Source organism: Oceanobacillus polygoni, assembly GCF_008304605.1.
GTDB classification, from domain to species: Bacteria; Bacillota; Bacilli; order Bacillales; family Amphibacillaceae; genus Oceanobacillus; species Oceanobacillus polygoni.
In genome coordinates this window covers 47,239-65,994 of sequence record NZ_PIJY01000008.1, presented here as the reverse complement: position 1 = coordinate 65,994, position 18,756 = coordinate 47,239, and the positions used below count along the sequence as shown (strand labels likewise).

The 18,756-nt window shown below is 38.9% G+C and carries 22 protein-coding genes and 1 other annotated feature (1 of these 23 only partly in view); of the genes, 10 read left to right on the top strand and 12 right to left on the bottom strand.

Features of this window, described 5'->3' with window-relative positions; translation table 11 throughout:
• Nucleotides 1-90 (bottom strand) — a binding site (T-box leader) (it extends 132 nt beyond the left edge of the window).
• A gap of 37 nt (nt 91-127) precedes the next feature.
• Genes F1560_RS03650 through F1560_RS03630 form a run of 5 tightly spaced genes read right to left on the bottom strand, consistent with a single transcriptional unit; the run spans nt 128 to nt 3,247 of the window.
• On the bottom strand, nt 128-670 hold the full coding sequence (locus F1560_RS03650) for a GNAT family N-acetyltransferase (RefSeq protein ID WP_149473283.1): 543 nt from the start codon (nt 668-670) through the stop codon (nt 128-130).
• Nucleotides 671-695: 25 nt separating this feature from the next.
• The gene (locus F1560_RS03645; RefSeq protein ID WP_149473282.1) at nt 696-1,247 is read right to left on the bottom strand and encodes a cysteine hydrolase family protein; all 552 of its coding nucleotides are present in this window, start codon (nt 1,245-1,247) and stop codon (nt 696-698) included.
• A gap of 15 nt (nt 1,248-1,262) precedes the next feature.
• Nucleotides 1,263-2,096, bottom strand: coding sequence for a bifunctional hydroxymethylpyrimidine kinase/phosphomethylpyrimidine kinase (thiD, locus tag F1560_RS03640; protein WP_149473309.1), 834 nt, complete (start codon nt 2,094-2,096; stop codon nt 1,263-1,265).
• 26 nt (nt 2,097-2,122) lie between these two features.
• Nucleotides 2,123-2,608, bottom strand: coding sequence for a DUF456 domain-containing protein (locus F1560_RS03635; RefSeq protein ID WP_149473281.1), 486 nt, complete (start codon nt 2,606-2,608; stop codon nt 2,123-2,125).
• A gap of 15 nt (nt 2,609-2,623) precedes the next feature.
• A complete protein-coding gene (locus F1560_RS03630) occupies nt 2,624-3,247 on the bottom strand; it encodes a glycerol-3-phosphate acyltransferase (protein ID WP_149473280.1) in 624 nt (207 codons plus the stop codon).
• A 243-nt stretch (nt 3,248-3,490) separates the two neighbouring features.
• Here F1560_RS03630 and F1560_RS03625 point away from each other — a divergent pair, with 243 nt between their 5' ends.
• A complete protein-coding gene (locus tag F1560_RS03625) occupies nt 3,491-4,048 on the top strand; it encodes a M15 family metallopeptidase (RefSeq protein ID WP_149473279.1) in 558 nt (185 codons plus the stop codon).
• Nucleotides 4,049-4,124: 76 nt separating this feature from the next.
• Here the strand turns inward: F1560_RS03625 and F1560_RS03620 are convergent, their stop codons facing one another.
• Both F1560_RS03620 and F1560_RS03615 read right to left on the bottom strand, forming a co-directional pair.
• The gene (locus F1560_RS03620) at nt 4,125-5,087 is read right to left on the bottom strand and encodes a bile acid:sodium symporter family protein (protein WP_149473278.1); all 963 of its coding nucleotides are present in this window, start codon (nt 5,085-5,087) and stop codon (nt 4,125-4,127) included.
• Nucleotides 5,084-6,469 carry an FAD-binding oxidoreductase gene (locus F1560_RS03615; protein WP_420874456.1) on the bottom strand — a complete coding sequence of 462 codons (1,386 nt, stop codon included), beginning with the start codon at nt 6,467-6,469 and terminating at the stop codon, nt 5,084-5,086. The genes F1560_RS03620 and F1560_RS03615 overlap by 4 nt, the downstream gene beginning before the upstream one ends.
• Before the next feature lie 183 nt (nt 6,470-6,652).
• Between F1560_RS03615 and F1560_RS03610 the strand changes: the two genes are divergently transcribed.
• Nucleotides 6,653-7,369 (top strand): FadR/GntR family transcriptional regulator, encoded by a 717-nt coding sequence (locus F1560_RS03610; protein WP_149473276.1) that lies wholly within the window; start codon nt 6,653-6,655, stop codon nt 7,367-7,369.
• Between the two features lie 73 nt (nt 7,370-7,442).
• Here the strand turns inward: F1560_RS03610 and ytzI are convergent, their stop codons facing one another.
• A complete protein-coding gene (gene ytzI, locus F1560_RS03605) occupies nt 7,443-7,601 on the bottom strand; it encodes a YtzI protein (protein ID WP_149473275.1) in 159 nt (52 codons plus the stop codon).
• A 425-nt stretch (nt 7,602-8,026) separates the two neighbouring features.
• On the opposite strand from ytzI, the gene ehuB reads away from it, so the two are divergent.
• The 4 genes from ehuB to ehuA all read left to right on the top strand — a co-directional run bounded on the left by ehuB (nt 8,027) and on the right by ehuA (nt 11,217).
• On the top strand, nt 8,027-8,905 hold the full coding sequence (ehuB, locus tag F1560_RS03600; protein ID WP_149473274.1) for an ectoine/hydroxyectoine ABC transporter substrate-binding protein EhuB: 879 nt from the start codon (nt 8,027-8,029) through the stop codon (nt 8,903-8,905).
• A gap of 162 nt (nt 8,906-9,067) precedes the next feature.
• Nucleotides 9,068-9,730: an ectoine/hydroxyectoine ABC transporter permease subunit EhuC gene (gene ehuC, locus F1560_RS03595; RefSeq protein WP_149473273.1), complete on the top strand. Its 663-nt coding sequence runs from the start codon at nt 9,068-9,070 to the stop codon at nt 9,728-9,730.
• Entirely contained in the window at nt 9,727-10,419 is a 693-nt protein-coding gene (ehuD, locus tag F1560_RS03590; protein ID WP_149473272.1) for an ectoine/hydroxyectoine ABC transporter permease subunit EhuD, read from the top strand. Before ehuC ends, ehuD begins: the two co-directional genes overlap by 4 nt.
• Nucleotides 10,420-10,446: 27 nt before the next feature.
• On the top strand, nt 10,447-11,217 hold the full coding sequence (gene ehuA, locus F1560_RS03585; RefSeq protein WP_149473271.1) for an ectoine/hydroxyectoine ABC transporter ATP-binding protein EhuA: 771 nt from the start codon (nt 10,447-10,449) through the stop codon (nt 11,215-11,217).
• Nucleotides 11,218-11,588: 371 nt separating this feature from the next.
• On the opposite strand, the gene murB is transcribed toward ehuA, so the two are convergent.
• From murB to F1560_RS03565, 4 genes are all read right to left on the bottom strand, one after another.
• Complete coding sequence (murB, locus tag F1560_RS03580; RefSeq protein WP_149473270.1) at nt 11,589-12,512, bottom strand: UDP-N-acetylmuramate dehydrogenase; 924 nt, start codon at nt 12,510-12,512, stop codon at nt 11,589-11,591.
• Nucleotides 12,513-12,703: 191 nt separating this feature from the next.
• Entirely contained in the window at nt 12,704-13,522 is an 819-nt protein-coding gene (locus F1560_RS03575; protein ID WP_149473269.1) for an alpha/beta fold hydrolase, read from the bottom strand.
• On the bottom strand, nt 13,522-13,911 hold the full coding sequence (locus tag F1560_RS03570; protein ID WP_149473268.1) for a YbaN family protein: 390 nt from the start codon (nt 13,909-13,911) through the stop codon (nt 13,522-13,524). Before F1560_RS03570 ends, F1560_RS03575 begins: the two co-directional genes overlap by 1 nt.
• 100 nt (nt 13,912-14,011) lie before the next feature.
• Complete coding sequence (locus F1560_RS03565) at nt 14,012-14,812, bottom strand: histidinol-phosphatase HisJ family protein (RefSeq protein WP_149473267.1); 801 nt, start codon at nt 14,810-14,812, stop codon at nt 14,012-14,014.
• Between the two features lie 194 nt (nt 14,813-15,006).
• On the opposite strand from F1560_RS03565, the gene hisZ reads away from it, so the two are divergent.
• From hisZ to hisB, 4 genes are read left to right on the top strand one after another with little or no spacing between them, the layout of a single operon-like run.
• Entirely contained in the window at nt 15,007-16,257 is a 1,251-nt protein-coding gene (hisZ, locus tag F1560_RS03560; RefSeq protein WP_149473266.1) for an ATP phosphoribosyltransferase regulatory subunit, read from the top strand.
• The gene (gene hisG, locus F1560_RS03555) at nt 16,258-16,884 is read left to right on the top strand and encodes an ATP phosphoribosyltransferase (RefSeq protein WP_149473265.1); all 627 of its coding nucleotides are present in this window, start codon (nt 16,258-16,260) and stop codon (nt 16,882-16,884) included.
• A 5-nt stretch (nt 16,885-16,889) separates the two neighbouring features.
• Nucleotides 16,890-18,188 carry a histidinol dehydrogenase gene (gene hisD, locus F1560_RS03550; RefSeq protein ID WP_149473264.1) on the top strand — a complete coding sequence of 433 codons (1,299 nt, stop codon included), beginning with the start codon at nt 16,890-16,892 and terminating at the stop codon, nt 18,186-18,188.
• Nucleotides 18,169-18,753 carry an imidazoleglycerol-phosphate dehydratase HisB gene (gene hisB / locus F1560_RS03545; protein ID WP_149473263.1) on the top strand — a complete coding sequence of 195 codons (585 nt, stop codon included), beginning with the start codon at nt 18,169-18,171 and terminating at the stop codon, nt 18,751-18,753. The genes hisD and hisB overlap by 20 nt, the downstream gene beginning before the upstream one ends.
• Nucleotides 18,754-18,756 lie beyond the last annotated feature (3 nt).

Below are 18,756 nucleotides of genomic sequence, written 5' to 3'. Positions count from 1 at the left end.
GTTCTAATCGCGTCTAACGGAAATTCACACCACCCATTTCCTCTCTCGGAAAGACAGACCAATTATACTAATCCTCATCAACGTTTCATGTATTTCATATTTAATATATAGGTATGAAATTATAAAGTCAAGGTTTACTGGTAATCAACTTTTCATATAGAGAAAACTTGTCCTCTCCATTCGCTACAGAGTCCATTAACGTATAGCCTGCTCGTTGATAGAATTGGTTTAAATCTGGATTATCAGCCACACAGTCTAAACGAATCCTGCCGTTTTCCAATTGGATATTTTGATCTACCCAATCGAGCAGCTTTCTGCCAATTTGCTGCTTGCGATATGCTTGTGCCACTGCTAGTCGATGGATGTAAAAGCTATGGTCTTTCCGCTCTCCCCATAGCTCGATATCCCATTCATTTTGCACATCTGAAAGATTTAACGTTGCAGCTAATTTTCCACTATGCTTAACGAGATAAGTTGTACCAGCTAAAATTCCTTGTTTAATCTCCGTCGTGTCTCCACCGTTTCGTAAATATTCCCACTGGGATATACCTTTCTCATCTAACCAACGAGCAGCATCTTGCAACAGTTGAATAACTGCTTCTGTATCTTCAACCGTTGCTTTCCTTACTTTATAGTCTTCATATGTATCCTCGCGAAATAGCTCCTTCATCTGGTTCCCTCTCTTATCCAACAAACTAAACTACCTTTGCACCTAATGTATTAGTAAAATGTCCTAATGCCCAATCATGCCCTGCCTGATTAAAGCTTGCCACCGCATCTTGATGAATAACAATGCCGAATCCTTTGTTATATGCATCAACCGCAGTATGTAACACACAAATATCTGTGCACACACCAATAATATGAACCTCTTCAATTCCACGCTCACGAAGCTTTATTTCCAGATCAGTTCCGGCAAATGCACTATAGCGTGTTTTATCCATATAATAGACATTCACGTTATCTTTGTTTTCTTCATATACATCAGCGAGCTTTCCATATAGATCACGTCCTGTAGTTCCAGCAATATTATGGGCTGGGAAAAGGGCCGTTTCCGGGTGCAATTTATCCCCTTCATGATGGATATCAATTGCAAAAGCTACATAATTTCCTGCCTGGATAAATTCCTTTGTTACTGCTACAACTTTTTCTTCAATGGCTTGTCCAGGTTCACCAGCTGTAAGTGCGCCATCTGCTGCAACAAAATCATTTGTATAATCGACATTAATCAATGCACGTTTGACCATGTTTTATTCCCCCATTCACGTTACTATTTCAATTTTAATCGGATGCGCTTCACCAAATTTACGTGTTGCTGCATGATAGGTCGGTCCTACGATATCCGTGTAGGAAAATCCATACTCAATTGCTGTTGTAACAAAGCCTTTTGCCAGACCAACTGCTTCAGCTACGGTTTTTCCTTTTGTTAAATAGGCTGTTATTGCCGCTGAATACGTACATCCTGCTCCACTTGTATTCACCGTATCAATTCGTGGTGCTGTAAAGGCTGTTAAAGTCGTTCCATCGAATAATACATCAACCGCTGGCCCCTCCAATCTCCCACCTTTAACAAGGACATTTTTCGCGCCTAGCTTGTGTAAGTCCACTGCTGCCTGTTTTAAATCTTCAACTGTATGTAACTCTCTATCACCCAAAAGGATGGAAGCCTCGGGCACATTTGGTGTGATAATCGTTGCCATCGGTATTAATTGATGAATTAACGCCTCAATTGCATCGTCCTTTAATAATTTGGAATTCATTTTTCCGATCATAACCGGGTCGACAACGATTGTTTTAATTTCTTTTTCTTGAATTAGACTGGCTACCACTTCTATTACTTCCTTGGAAAATAACATTCCAGTCTTTACTCCATCTGCACCAACCTGCTTTATTGCGGTCGCAAACTGTGCTTCAATCGCTTCGGTCGATTGTAAATGAACATTTTGATTCGTTTCCGGATGGCGCCCAACGATCGCCGTGATAATGCTCATGCCATATACGTCTAATTCTTCAAATGTTTTTAAATCTGCCTGAACCCCAGCACTACCTCCTGCTGCAGAACCGGCAATTGTCATTACTCTTACTGGATATTCCATCATTATACCTTGCTCCTAACTACGTTTTAAAACAACACTAATATAAAAAACCAAATAATCATAACGATTTGAATCACAACTTTTGCAAATGATCCTCCTAGAAATCCTAGCAGTGAACCAATAGATGCACGGAACGCTTCTTTAGTGGTTCGCTTTTGTACCATTTCAATTAGAAATACGGTAATAAAAGGAACATAAATAATCCCGAATGGTGGCGTAATAAATGATCCCATAATAACCGCGATTGCGGCACCACGTTCACCCGATTTACTGCCACCAAACTTTTTAACAAAATAACTGTTTGCAATGATATCCGCTACAATTAAAAGTACGGTAAACACAACCATAACAATCCAGAAAATCAAATTCAGTTCTTCACTATTCAACATAAAGTGATACAGTAAAAATCCACCCCATAGTACAAGCACAGATGGTACTAGTGGAAAAATAATTCCTACAAAGCTTAGGATAAATAAAACTGCAATAACAATCCAAATTAGAATGTCTAACATGATTTCCTCCATTTATTAAGAAACTTTTTTACGAATCATACTCGATAGTTTTGTCTCTTCTTTTCTCATAATACGTTTATAATTCTCCATATGTTTCATAATACTTAAGACAGAAAGTAAGATAACAATCCATGTTGGTTCGATTCCAAAAAACAGATAAGTTGTAACAAGAAAAGAAAGATACATACAAAGGACGCCAATTACAAGATAGTCGGTTGCCAATGTAAAGATAAGTAATATACCTATCCCGATAAGTGCTATTTTCCAATCAATTGCGATAAGCGCACCAACTAGTGATGCAGTTCCCTTCCCACCACTGAACTTCATCGTAATTGGATAATTATGACCAATAATTACAAAAAATACGGTCGTATAGATTAATAAATATTTCCAATCACCTGTAATTCCATTCTCCGTTATAATAAATAGTACGAGTAAAATAGCTAACGTAGCTTTAAATATATCGATAAGCGCTACAAGAATACCATATTTCCATCCTAATAGAATTGTCGTATTGGAAGCACCAGCATTTTTTACACCACTTTTTTTAATATCAACATTTTTCATTTTTCCAACCAACTGCGATCCATGAAGACATCCAAACAGATAACCAATAACCCCGGCAATCAAAAAATACATATGCATTTTCCCCTTTCATTCAAGTTGGAGGATACAGCTTAATTTCAATTATTATAAAAGCAACTCCATTATATCAAAATAATCTTTATAATCGCTGTTTTTGTTTAACCCTGTTCATCATTAGAATTTATGTTATTGGTCTGAAGGTTGAGTTATGATAAAATAAACTATTCATTCTGCCTTATATGGAGCATTAGCATTGCGATTTGAGTGCCGTTGCTCGAAAGGAAGTTATTTTTACAAATGAAACGATGGAACGCAACAATTATATCATGGATGATTATTATCCTTTTTCTAGTTCTTCTATTTTATGTTTATAACGAGTGGAATGGTGAGCATCATTTATACATGGATGAAGAAGCACCGCTCCCTGATGGGTTACATCCGCTCGTTGAGGAAAATAAGAATAAACTTATTGAAATAGCTGCTTCACATGGGATTGAGGTTATCATTACCCAAGGATTCCGTTCATTCGAACAACAGGATTCCCTTTATGAACAAGGCAGAACAAAGCCTGGCGATATTATAACGAATGCACAAGGCGGGCAATCCTATCATAACTATGGGCTTGCAATTGATTATGCATTACGGAGTACGAATGGCGATATTATCTGGGACATTCATTATGATGGGAATAACAATGGCCAGTCCGATTGGTTTGAAGTTGCTGATATTGCAAAAGAATTGGGGTTTGATTGGGGCGGTGATTGGAGTAATTTCAAAGATTACCCGCACCTGCAAATGACCTTTGGTTTGAGTCTTAACCAATTACAAAGAGGGATGCGACCGCCTAACAATTAACATTAGAGATAAGCGGCTAAAATAAAAGAGATCGGCGAGATAGCCGATTTCTTTTATTTTTTTAGTGCACAACATTTTAATTCACTCTTCTAATATCCGGGGTTTCATTTTTTTCAACAGATTTATTTGCCCAAAAAGTGGCAAGGATTGGTCCCGAAATATTATGCCAGATTGCACCCCATACACTTGGAAGTGCAGCAAGAGGACTGAAGTGAGCTGTTGCCAGGGCAACACCCAAGCCTGAGTTCTGCATACCTACTTCAATGGAAATAGCTCTTCGTTCGTTTTCTCCCAATCCCATCATTAAAGCAACTAAATAGCCAAGCAATAAACCAAAGCCATTATGAAGGAAAACTGCGATAAACACTAGGAACCCTGCTGTCACAACATTACCCGCATTAGCCGCTGTAACCGCTGCCACAATAATCAAAATTGCAACTACGGAAATAAGAGGTACAACCGTTACCCCTTTTTCGACAGCAACAGGGAAGAATTTCTGTATCAAGAATCCTAGAATGATAGGGATGATGATAACTTGAATGATCGACATAAACATCGCAACCGGATCAACTGGTAACCATTGACCAGCTAATAGATAGATAAGCAAAGGTGTCATGATAGGTGCTAGCATTGTTGAAAGGGAAGTCATTGCAACCGATAACGCAACATTCCCTCTTGCTAAATACACCATTACATTGGATGCTGTCCCACCTGGAACAGACCCTAATAAAACTAGTCCAGCTGCAAGCTCTGGGGGAAGCCTTAGCAAATATGCAAGCGCAAAAGCAACAAGTGGCATGATTGTATATTGCGCACATATCCCAACGATTACTGGTATTGGTTTCGTGAATACTAACTTAAAATCTACAGGCTTTAATGTTAACCCCATCCCAAACATAACAACCCCAAGCAAAATCGTAATATAGCCTCCAAAGACAAGAAAAGCTGGGGGATATAAAAAAGCGATTACAGCAGCAAGAATAACTAAAACAGCAAAGTATTTTCCTGCTAACGCGCTTACTTTTTCAATAGATTTCATTCAGGGTTCCCCTCTTCTACTTCCACAATTTTATTAGGGTTTAATAAGTTATTCGGATCTAGTGCCTTTTTGATTTGCTTCATTATATCGAGCGCATCCCCATGCTCCTGGCGCTGATATGGCATCTTCCCAACTCCGACACCATGTTCACCCGTACAAGTTCCCCCGCGTTCTAAGGCATACAACACAACATTTTTATTAAATTCATTTGCTCTTTTAACCTCGCCAGCATTTGCCATATCAATCATTATGAGACAATGAAAGTTACCATCACCTACATGTCCTAGGATACCACCTGGAACCCCTAACTTATCAAGCTCTTCTCGAGCGTATATGACGGAATTTGCTAATTCAGAGATCGGCACTGCTACATCGGTAAGCATCATTTTTTTGCCAGCATGACCATGAATATAGGCATATGCTAAGTTATGACGTGCATCCCACAAATGATTACGAGCAGCATTATCTGTTTCAGATGTAAAACTATCACAATCATGATCCTGCATAATTTCTTTCGTAAATGCAACATCCGCATTTAGCCCTGCTTCATTACCATGAAATTCTAGAAAAAGGGTTGGTTTTACTGGATAATCTGTTTCACTGAATGTATTGATTTGTATAATCGAAGCTTCATCTACAAATTCGACCCTTGCAATTGGAATTCCCGCTTGCAAAATTGATGTAACGGCTTGAATTGCTCGTGTAAGACTTGGAAAGGTTGCACGAGCTGCGACTACATGCTCTGGAATACCATATACTTGTAGTGTTAATTCTGTAAAACATCCAAGTGTTCCCTCCGAACCAACAAACAACCCGTTTAAATGATAGCCAGATGCAGATTTTGCTGCTAAGCTACCAGTTTGTATGACACTTCCATCTGCAAGAACAACTTCTAGATTCCTCACTTGGTCACGCATTACTCCATATTTCACAGTTGTTGTCCCACTAGCATTCGTTGCTGCCATACCACCAAGCGTTGCATTTGCACCAGGATCAACGGAAAAAAATAAACCATATTTCTTGAGTTCTTTATTCAGTTGTTCTCTTGTAACACCAGGCTGAACAGTTACGAGCAAGTCTTCTTGTTTAATTTCGATAATCTTATTCATGAAGGAAAAATCAACAACGATGCCTTTCTGATAAGGAATCACATGTCCTTCTAAGCTTGATCCAACTCCAAAGGGGGTTATTGGAGTCTTAAATTCCTGCGACACCTTCATAATATGACTCACATCCTCTGTTGTTTTTGGAAAAACAACGATATCAGGAAGACTTGTCTGATGATAAGTTTCATCTTTGCTATGCAATTCCCTAACTGTTTCATTCGTTGAAATTTGCTCATCTGCTAATTTTGTTTTTAATGCATTGATCACTTTTTCCATTTCCCTGCTCCTCTCCATTTATAAGTGGTAGTACCACTTTTAGATTTATCTAATTTATGTTAATATTGGAACAACCAGTTTATTATGTCTATTATAATGATTTCCTCGATTAATTCAATGATTTTTCAGAAAATAAATTTATATTTATTAAACTTTTAGAGATTATTGGAAGGCGGGAGGATTGTGGTCTCGGATAAGCGAAAAACAGCAGAGATTGTTTTAGAAAAAATAGCAGGAAATTTTCTAAAGAATCATTTGGAAACAGGTGATAAGCTGCCATCTGAACGTGAATTAGCAAGACTTTTTGGTGTCAGCAGAAATTCAGTTCGAGAAGCATTACAAATTTTAGCGTTAAAAGATATTATTGAAATCAAGCGAGGCGGCGGAAGTTATGTTAAGCAATCAGACGCACAATTAATCCTTGATGAACTTTTCGAGAAAGTAGTGACAGCTGAAAATCACTTGATCTTTGAAATGCTGGAAGTTCGCCGCGCATTAGAAGTTGAGGCCATCTCACTCGCAGCAAAGCGAGCAACAGGAGAGGATCTTAACAACATCCGTAAGGCTTTGGAACAAATGGCTGTTCCCATTGATAAAGTAGAAATTGGGGTGCAGGCAGATTTGCATTTTCATATGTATATCGTGGCTGCGTCTCATAATTCTATTTTAATCCATTTGGCACAAACACTAATCAAACAAATGGAAGAAACCATTCGTACAACAAGACAAAATCGCTTTAAAAATGCTGACCGATACGAAGAGACATTTAATGAACATAAAGAAATCTATATTGCTATTGCATCAGGTGATGATGCAATAGCCAAATCACTGATGGAAGCACATATTACAAGGGTGAGAAAAGAATTAAGTGAAAGCTTCCTGCCTATATTAAAAGTCTGAGACTCCATATAGGCATTTAATTTCCAGCAATGAAAAAAGGTCCGCACGAATATCGTGTGACCTTTTTCATTACCTATTCATCCTGTTTCTTATCCTCATTTTCCTCATCCTCCGGTATCGGATCTACCGAATGCTTATATCCATATCCTTTAGACAGCGTTACAAGTGAAAGCCATACGACAAGCACTACGACTACCACCGATGCCACACCAACAACTACGTACGTCCCCACCTTATAAAACCTCACTTTATTCCTTAATTTCTATGAATTATGCTGTTAATTACTTCTAGATTAACCCACTCCAACAACTAGTTCAATAGTTTCGTGCAAATAGGGTATAAAGCAACAGTTTCGCTTTTTTCGGCAATCTACTCCGATTCACTACTTTTATCAAATCGTGGGCATCGGAGAGGATTTGGCATTATTTTCAAGCATCTTTCTGTATCAATGAGCTTACTTATGGTAAGTCCAAAATATAAGGTTATATTATAAATTATCTAAATATATCGCATTTGAATGAAAATTAATAAATCTATACCATTATAAATACGAATGCGGAAAAAACCCTTTTTTCATGTATATGGTGATACACACCTAGTCCATTATCACCAAACAATACGATTGGGGTTTATATTAAACAGGGAGGTCTTTTCATTTTGAAAAAAGTAAGCTTTACATTACTTTTTGCTTCTATGTTTGTACTTTTAGCTGCATGTGGATCTGATAATACAGCTAACGGAAATGGAAGCAAACTAGAACAATTACAAGAATCGGGGACAGTTACGATTGGTTTTGCCAACGAAGCTCCATATGCTTATGAAGAAAACGGAGAACTAAAAGGCGCAGCAGTTGACATTGCAGAAGCAGTATTTGCAGAACTTGGAATCGATACAATCGAAGCACAGCTTTCTGACTGGAGTCAATTAATCCCTGGGGTACAGGCTGGACAATTCGATGTTATCACCGCGGGTATGGCTATTCAGCCAGCACGCTGTGAAAATGTAGCATTCAGTGAACCTACGATGCAATATGGGGAAGGCTTAGTTGTAGAAGCTGGTAATCCACTTGGATTAGAAAGCTATAAAGACATTGCAGCTAATCCAGATGTTACTGTTGTTGTTATGGAAGGTGCAACAGAAATCGGATTTTTACAGGAAGAAGGAGTAGATCCGAGTCAAATCGTTACCGCACCAGATATTCCAGCTACATTCTCAGCTGTACAATCTGGCCGTGCAGATGCGACAACTGGTACAGAAATGACTGTTAGAATGGCTTTTGAATCTGCCAACACGGACGCGCTAGAATTTGTGGAATCCTTTGAGCAGCCAGATATCGAAGGCGTACCAAGCTACGGTGCAGAAGCTTTTAACTTAAATGATGAAGATTTACGCGATGCTTATAATGAAAAATTAGCAGAACTAAAGGAAGACGGTACGATTGCGGAGCTATTAGAAGCGAACGGTTTTAATGGCGAAACTAATTTTGTTCCTGTAGGGGAAGTCTCAACAGAAGAAGTTTGCAACGGGGAGATTTAAGGAACTTTTATAAAGTAAAGACTCCATAGGGTCTGATTCCCTCGTCCCGGGGGGAAGCAGGCCCTTTATTTATTCCTTATTTATATCTTATTGGATCAGCTATCAGCAGATGATTAACAAAGGATTCTAATTCACAAAAACGAAATTTGAAGGAGTGATACTATGAATGCAATCATAGAGATTTTTCCACAGCTTGCAAGAGGACTTCATGTAACGATCACTGTCCTTCTTGCTTCAGCAATTCTAGCTTACTTAATGGCTTTTATTGCTGGATTATGCCGGCTTTCTCAGAACATCTTCATCCGGAAATTCACTGGATTTTATGTGGAGGTTTTTCGTGGTACTTCCTTAATCGTTCAGTTATTCTGGCTCTACTACGCCATTCCAATGCTTTTTGGCATTCAGCTAGGTTCCAACTGGTGGACCGGTGTGATTGCCATTGGTTTAAATTATGGTGCATATCTTTCAGAAGTTGTACGCGGGTCGATTCTTTCCGTTGCAAAGGGGCAATCTGAAGCCGCAACAGCATTAAACATGTCACGCTTCCAACGTATGCGACTCGTTATTTTCCCGCAAGCAGTACGAATGATGCTTCCTGAATTCGGCAACTACACCATACAAATGCTGAAAGGAACCTCATTAGTTTCCTTAATTGGGATGACAGACATTTTATATTATGGCGACATTCTCCGAAGCTCAAACCTGTCGCAAGCACCAATTGTTTACTTATTAGTTCTCGTGTTCTACTTTATTCTTGCGCTTCCACTTATTTGGCTGACAAGAAAAGGCGAACGTATTTCCAAGAAAGGAGTTGCTAACGGATGAATAATAACTGGAGTTGGGAAACATTTATGGATGCTCTCCCATTTGTATTGCAGGGGCTATGGATTACAGTTAGCTTAACCATTACGTGTTATTTATTCGCACTTCTTTTTGGGTTTGTATGGACATTTCTAAGAAGGATACCGAATAGATTTTTCAATTGGATCGTTACATGGGTCATGGAATTTATTCGCTCTACTCCCCCACTTGTTCAATTATTTTTCCTTTTCTATGCATGGCCAATGATACCAGGAATCGGCGTAACATTAAGTCCTTTTACAAGCGCCGTACTCGGTCTAGGCATTCATTTTAGCACGTACATTGGAGAAATCTATCGTTCAGGGATTGATAGTATTGACAAAGGACAATGGGAGGCTTCCAAAGCATTGAACTTTTCGACGGTTGATAAGTGGAGAAGAATTATTTTACCACAGGCAATACCGCCAACAGTTCCGATGTTGGGGAACTATTTCATTATTATGTTTAAAGAGGTTCCACTTGCTTCCACAATAGGAGTTGCTGGTATAATGCTAATGGCGAATAGTTACGGTGCACAAAACTGGTCGTACCTGGAGCCATTAACTATTGTCGGAATTATATTCTTAGTTCTCAGCTATCCTTCAGCAGTACTGATTAGGAAATTAGAAATAAAATTGAATACACGATTTGATAAAAATGCAGCTATTAAATAGCATGCACGGAAAAGGAGTAGTGATAATATGACTGATCCCATCGTAAGATTCCAGGATGTGCATAAATCTTTTGGTGATGTTAACGTTTTAAAAGGAATTAATTTAGACATAAAACCAGCTGAAAAAGTTGCTATTATTGGTCCTAGTGGGTCTGGGAAAACAACAATCATACGGATGTTGATGACCTTGGAAGAGCCGTCATCTGGTGATATTATCGTGGATGGTAAAAACCTGTGGAAGATGGAAAAGAATGGCCACATGGTGAAAGCCAATGAAAAGCATTTAAGAGAAGTTCGCGGGGATATCGGAATGGTTTTCCAGCACTTTAACCTTTTTCCACATATGACAATCTTAGAAAATTGTATGACAGCGCCGATTCATGTAAAAAAGGAAAGTAAAGAAGAGGTTCGCGATCGCTCCATTCAAATGCTCGAACGAGTTGGACTTGGTGAAAAATTAGATAACTATCCAAGCCAGCTCTCTGGCGGACAAAAGCAGCGTGTCGCTATGGCCCGTGCACTTGTCATGCGACCTAAGATTATGTTATTTGACGAAGTAACGTCAGCACTAGACCCAGAGCTTGTCGGCGAAGTTCTTGAGGTTATTCGTGATCTCGCCAAACACGAGGATATGGCAATGGTGCTTGTTACACACGAAATGGACTTTGCACTTGATATAGCGGATAAAGTGCTATTTTTAGATGAGGGTGTCATTGCTGAGCAAGGTACTGCAAGCGAAGTAATCGAGCATTCTGAGAATGAAAGACTGCAAGGGTTCTTGCGTCGGTTTAGGGGATAGATTAGAGGTATTACTCCTGTCGGTAGGGGTAATGCCTTTTTAGTTTGGTTTTGATTTGGTGCGATAATTGCGTGGGATGGTGCTTTAGTTTTTATTTTGGTGTCATAAGCGTGCGGGATGGTGCTTTAGTTTTCGTTTTGGTGTCATAGGCGTGCGGGGGTGGTGCTTTAGTTTTCGTTTTGGTGTCATAGGCGTGCGGGATGGTGCTTTAGTTTTTATTTTAGTGTCATAGGCGTGCGGGATGGTGCTTTAGTTTTTATTTTAGTGTCATAGGCGTGCGGGATGGTGCTTTAGTTTATGTGATTGTGTGCTTGCTCAAGCATAAAAGAAAAGCTGCAACCACCAGTTTAAGGTCATTACAGCTTCATGCTTTACTTTACAGAATCCTCACCAATTATCCTTACTTCCCGTTCTAAATTCACGTTGAATTTTTCTTTTACGGCTTTCTGTACATATTGGATCAGTTCAATATATTCTTTTGCTGTTGCATGGTCTTTATTGACGATAAAGCCCGCATGCTTGAGCGAGACTTGTGCTCCGCCAATCTGCTTTCCTTGAAGGTCACTGTCCTGAATTAATTTTCCAGCGAAATGACCTGGTGGGCGTTTAAACACACTTCCACAGGATGGATATTCTAATGGTTGCTTCGACTCACGTTTGTATGTTAAATCATCCATTACTTCCTTAATCGCTTTTGGGTCACCTGCTTTTAAAGTAAAGGTTGCTTCCAAAACAATGTACCCACGATCTGGTATATTACTTGTACGGTAATCTAAATCCAATTGCTCTGCAGTTAATGTGAGAAGCTCTCCTTCTCGGTTAACGACCAATGTACTTGTTAGTACATCCTTGATTTCACCGCCATACGCTCCGGCATTCATATATAATGCTCCACCAACAGATCCAGGTATACCACACGCAAATTCCAAGCCGGTTAGCTCTTCTTTTAATGCCTCTCGTGAAACATCAATAATTCGCGCACCGCTTTGAGCGATAATCATATTGCTATCTGTTTTTATCGCAGAAAGCTTTTGCAGATTCATGACGATGCCACGAATCCCGCCATCTTTCACAATTAGATTGGAGCCATTTCCAAGCATCGTAAAGGCTATATTTTCTTGATTCGCTAGCTTAATGATCTGCTGTACTTGTTCATATGTTTCTGGCGTTACATAGAAGTCTGCCTGCCCGCCTAAACGGGTGTACGTATGATTTCTCAAGTGTTCGTTCACCATCACATTACGCTCAGATGTCAATGCTATTAGTTTTTCGTGTAGATGATGATTCATTGCCACTCCTATCATTCCTTTAACGAGTTATCATTTTTCGGGAAGGCTGTTTCGTAAATAATACATTCAACAAGCCTTCTTTAGTAAATACTATTACACTGATGCAGATAGAAAGTTATTTATTGTTCACTATCTGCCAAAAAATCACCAAATAATACATGGTGACTTTTTCACAAACAATCTTTATCTATTGTAAGTTATTGGCCATCATCTTGCCACAAAAATGTATAAATCATTTTATCTACTTCTTCACTTTCATGTAGTGCACTATGGCCTATTGCATTATCCTCAATTATAATTTCATGTAATTGATCACTTGGTATAATCATTCGTAAGGCCTGCACGCTTTCTGGGAGTGCAACAGCATCCCCTGTACTTCCAATGTTCAGTGCCTGGATACCTTCAGGAAATGAATTTTCTCTTAGCAATTGAAGTGCCAGCGAATCCGGTTTTAAATCTGTTGCTGCAGCATCTTTATGGATTTGGAAATATGCTTCACTATAAATGCCATCAAACGGACTACCAATGGTAACAAGATTATTCACTTCTGGATAACCATTACCCGCATATTCCATTGTATATTTAAGTGCAAGTATTCCACCCATTGAGTGCCCAACAATATTTACAGAATCAATTTTGTATTTTTCCTTCATTTGCAATAGAACTGCAGATATCCACTCCGCACTATCAGCGAAACTTGCCCGATTGTCTTCTAAAATTATTTGAATAAACGTAGGGTCATATCTCCCCTTGTTTAAATTATAATCACGGATTCGCCCTTCTTTGGTAACGTAATAGACAAATCCTTTATTCCCCCAACCGTATTCATGCTCGAACCGATCAAGCATATAACCAAAGGAATTCTTCGTACCTTTATATCCATGAATAAACACAGTTGGATCACCCGTATAATGCTCTGATTTCGCCTTATTAGGCAGCGAAATATACGTGGTATAACCAACAATTAATACCAATGCCATTGTTAGCTTTAGCCTATGTTTTTTAATAAAATACATTACCTCACCTGCACACTTTTCCTTAGTGTTTTCTGTTTCAGAATAAACCATGTAAAATAGGAACCGATTAAAAATAATAAAATTTTTACCATTACTAAAGGAATCACAAACGCAATTGTATACAGCATCGAAGTCCATAATAGACTTACACTAACAATCTTAGCTTTTAATGGTATTCCTTTTCCCTCGCGATAATTCAATATATAAGAGCCGACATATTTATTCGTGATTAACCATTGATATAATTTATCAGAACTGCGAATATAACAAGCCGCTGCAAGCAAAAGAAACGGTGTTGTCGGTAATAATGGTAACAGGATACCTAACACACCAAGTCCTAATGAAATAGAGCCTGCAATTATTAAAAGTATTTTTTTTATAGATTTCATAAACAACCACCAGCTACATGTGTTAATTGAACACCTCTATTATATCATCTACACACCTCTATAATCGCCACAACACGTAAAATTCATAGAAATTTCTTATCTATTTAACGAGGCTTGAAATCGGATGAAATATCGGATCTCCATCATCAAATGTTGCTATATAACGAAAGCCGATAGCGTCTAACAATTCATACGCATCCTTAAATTGATACGCTAATGTTGTTTCCACATGGGAGTCCGACCCTACTGTAATGATTTCTCCCCCACATTCCTTATATAATTTTAAAATATCAGGGCTCGGCATCCCACTTTCTAAACCATAGCGATAGCCTGACGTATTTAATTCAATACCCTTTCCCGCCGGAATGATTTCGTCAAAGGTTGCTTCCAAGATTTCATGGAAATTATTCGAGCTCTTCTCTTCCGTATAACGTTTAACAAGATCAATATGACCAAGAACACTAAAGCTTTTAAATTTGCGAATGCATGCGAGTAATTCTTCATAATAGATTTGATACGCTTCATCAACTGTTTTGCCTTTAAAAAATTCCCTAGAATGCAGATCCATCCCAGCGGTTGCATGCATGGAGCATATTACAAAATCAAATGCTTCTTCCTGCATCAATGCTTCATATTTCCCTAACAAATGTGGCTGCAAACCAATTTCCACACCTTTTTTTATTCGAATCTGATCGCTGTATTTCTGCTGCACCTGTTTTATTCTGTCGTCATATTGTTTTAAGTCAAATTCAAATATCCAATCCTTATCTGGATAGTCATAATCAATGTGCTCAGTAAAACAAATTTCTTCAAGACCGATGCTGATTGCTTTTTCAATTGTCGTTTCCATCGGCGTCTTACAATCTGCTGAAAAATCACTATGAATATGGTAATCAAACATTTCATCATCTCCTGTTTTTTCGTTCAGTTCAGTGTCCAGCGACTAGCGAGACTTTCCTCATCTCCACACGTAGCTAACCAGATGCTTCTGCTTTTATTTGGTGTTGACTTTTAAGAATATACTAATTATAATACTATATAACTTTACTTAGTTAAAGCGATAAAGTATTAAAGTTATAAAAAGGAGTTTTATAGATGCAACGATACACGCTGAACGACCGAAATAAGCATGTAGAAGATTTTCAAGTAAGAGATAATCTTATTGCAACATTGAAAAATCGCTTTACTACCTATGGCTATAAACAAGTACGGACGAAAGCCTTTGAAAACTATGAGATGTATTCGGACATTACTGGTACGGTACAAAAAGATGACATGATTAAAGTAATTGATACAACTGGGAAGGTTCTCGTCTTACGTCCGGATGTTACCATTCCCATTACCCGGATGATGACAGCTGTAAACCAAGCAAACGATGTATTCTCGCAACGGCTTTTCTATGTGCTGGATGTATTTCGTCAGTCGCAGGAGATGCCAAACCAAAAAGAAAGCACACAAGCTGGCGTTGAATTTTTCGGAGAGAACACACCTGAGGTTGACGCGGAAATTATGATGCTAGCAGTCCATACATTAAAGGATTTAGGCTTTGAAAATTTCAAAATTGAAATCGGACATGCGGGATTCTTTAAGGAACTTATTCAACAAGCGGCCCTATCTGAACAAGACTTACAACAGCTGCAAGCTCTCATTCAATCGAAAAATATAGCGGATATAGAATTATTCCTTGAAGGGATGCCGATTGAAGAAGAATTAAAGAGAGCCATCCAATCGATTCCTCTTTTATACGGGGCGCCGGACCAAGTTATTCAGCAAGCTGAAAAGATTATTCGCAGTACCCATATGCAGCACGTTTTGCAAAATTTAATTGACGTATTTGCATTAATTAAGGACTACGGTGTTGAAGAATACGTCGCTATGAATCTCGGATTAATTAATAATATGAATTACTATACGGGGATCATCTTTCAAGGATTTGTCGATCGAATCGGTCAGCCTGTATTAATGGGCGGAAGATATGATCATTTAGGAAAACAACTAGATAAGGAAATGCCTGCGATTGGTTTCGCATTTGAGGTGGATCTACTAATTCATGCCATTTTAGAGCAAGGCTTGGCAGAAGCTCCTAATAAGCTAGTAGATGCAGTCATTTATTATACGAACGAAAAGCAGAGAGAAGCTTTAACAACTGCAGTTGAACTAAGAAATAAGGGATATCAGGTTTTAAGTTTTCGGAATGATTCAAGTAATAGAAATCCCATTTCTTCTAAATCGATAATCAACTTTGAAAAAGAGCAAAATCTTTTTTCCAACGAACAAATAAAACAGACATTTTCGAAGGCAGATGAACTTGTTAAACTGCTTCAGGGTCACAAGGAGGGTTTCTAATTGCAATCTATTACATTGGCACTTGCCAAAGGACGTCCAGCTAAAAGCACCATTGCTCTATTGGAAAAGACGGATGTTCGATTTGGAGATTTTCACGAAGATAGTCGGAAGCTTGTCTTTTTTAACAACGATCGATCGATTAAACTCCTTTTCGTTAAAGCAGTCGATGTACCAACCTATGTCGAAAAAGGGGCTGCCGATATCGGGATTGTCGGCAAAGATAACATTCTTGAATCCCAAGCGGATGTTTATGAACTACTTGATTTAAAGCTAGGAAAGTGCAAATTTGCAGTTGCTGGAAAAGAGGATTATATTCCTGAAAAAGGACAACAGCTAACAATCGCAACAAAATATCCAATAATCGCTCAGAAACATTTCGAGAAAAAAGGGGAAGCAATTGAAATCGTTAAGCTAAACGGCTCTGTTGAATTAGCTCCATTAATCGGGCTTGCCGATTTGATTGTTGATATTGTAGAAACCGGAAACACGCTAAAAGAAAACGGGTTGAATGTTCTTGAAGATATTGAACCTATTAGTACGAGATTGATTGTTAATAAAGCGAGCTTTGCTACAAAATCAGTTGAAGTACAGCAATTTATCTCTCAGTTAAAGTCAGCATTGGAGTGATAGCAATGAACATACAAACAAAAGAGCAGTTTTTGCAGGATTATAAAGCTAGTACTTCTAATCAATTGAAGGAACAAGAGCTTGACCAAGCTGTGCTGGACATTATTAGCGGGGTCCGAGAAGATGGAGACGAAGCACTATATCGATACACGAAGAAATTTGACCATGTAGCATTAGATTCCCTCATTGTATCTAAGGAAGAATTAATAGAAGCAAAAAAACAAGTAGATGCCGGCTTTCTTGACGCCCTACAGCAAGCCATAGAAAATATTAAAGCATTTCACGAACAACAAAAGGAAAAATCCTGGTTTGTGAATAAAGAGCCAGGTATCTTACTCGGACAAAAGGTAACCCCTCTTGATAAAGTTGGTGTGTATGTTCCGGGCGGGAAGGCAGCTTATCCTTCCACCGTATTGATGGATGTCATCCCTGCAAAAATCGCTGGTGTAGAGAAAATTGTCCTGACAACTCCACCACAAGCCAATGGAAAGATTAACCCTCACGTGCTTGTCGCAGCACAGCTTGTCGGAGTAGATACAATTTATAAGGTTGGTGGTGCGCAAGCTATTGCTGCATTAGCCTATGGAACAGAAACAATCGAAAAGGTCGCCAAAATCGTTGGACCAGGGAATGCTTTTGTGGCGAGAGCGAAAAAGTGGGTATATGGCGATGTAGCGATTGATATGATTGCAGGCCCTAGTGAAATCTGTATTGTTGCAGATCAGACTGCCCCACCGAGCTTTGTTGCAGCCGATTTACTATCACAAGCAGAGCATGATGAATCGGCAAGTTCCATTTGCGTCACCACTAGTATTGCATTAGCCGAGCAAATCATCGCAGAAGTTGAAAAACAAACGAATACACTTGAACGAAAAGAGATTATCATACAATCACTAAAGCAAAACGGAAAAATAATTGTCACCGCGAACCTACAGGAAGCATTCTTAATCGTAAATGAACTTGCACCCGAGCATTTACAGCTGATGGTTGAAAATCCGAATGAAAGTCTTTCATCTATTAAAAACGCCGGCGCTATTTTTCTCGGAAATTATTCCCCTGAACCATTGGGAGATTATTTTGCAGGTCCAAACCACACCTTACCGACAAATGGAACAGCAAAATTCGCCTCACCACTTGGGGTCTATGACTTTATGAAAAAGTCGAGCATTATTAGTTATTCCAAAGAGGCACTGCAACAAGCCGCCGATCCAATTATTAAAATTGCAACGGTGGAAGGGCTAACAGCACACGCCAATTCCATTCAGCTTAGAAAGGATGATACGAATGCGTCAAGCAAAAATTGAACGATCAACAGCCGAAACGTCAATCAAGCTAGACTTGACAATTGATGGTACTGGAAAAACCGCTATCCAGTCAGGGGTAGGCTTTTTAGACCATATGCTTTTACTAATGACCAAACACGGTCTATTCGATTTAGCAGTCACGTGTAATGGAGATTTAGAAGTCGATCAGCATCACTCTGTTGAAGATATAGGAATTGCTTTAGGCCAAGCTTTTCAGAAAGCTTTGGGAAATAAAGAAGGAATCACAAGATATGCAACGGTAACAACACCTATGGACGAGGCACTGTCAACGATTTCCTTAGACATTAGTGGGCGTCCTTATTTCGTATACAACGTAGAAGGTCTAAAAGACAAAGTCGGGGATTTCGATACCGAGCTGGTCGAGGAATTTTTCCAAGCGTTTGTCAGCAATGCCAAAGTGACACTTCATATCAATCTTGCATATGGGAAAAACACACACCATATGATTGAATCCATCTTCAAAGGATTTGGGCGTGCTTTAGATCAGGCAACAATGCTAAACCCACGAGTGGAAGGAATTCCTTCTACAAAGGGAAGCTTGTAAAAC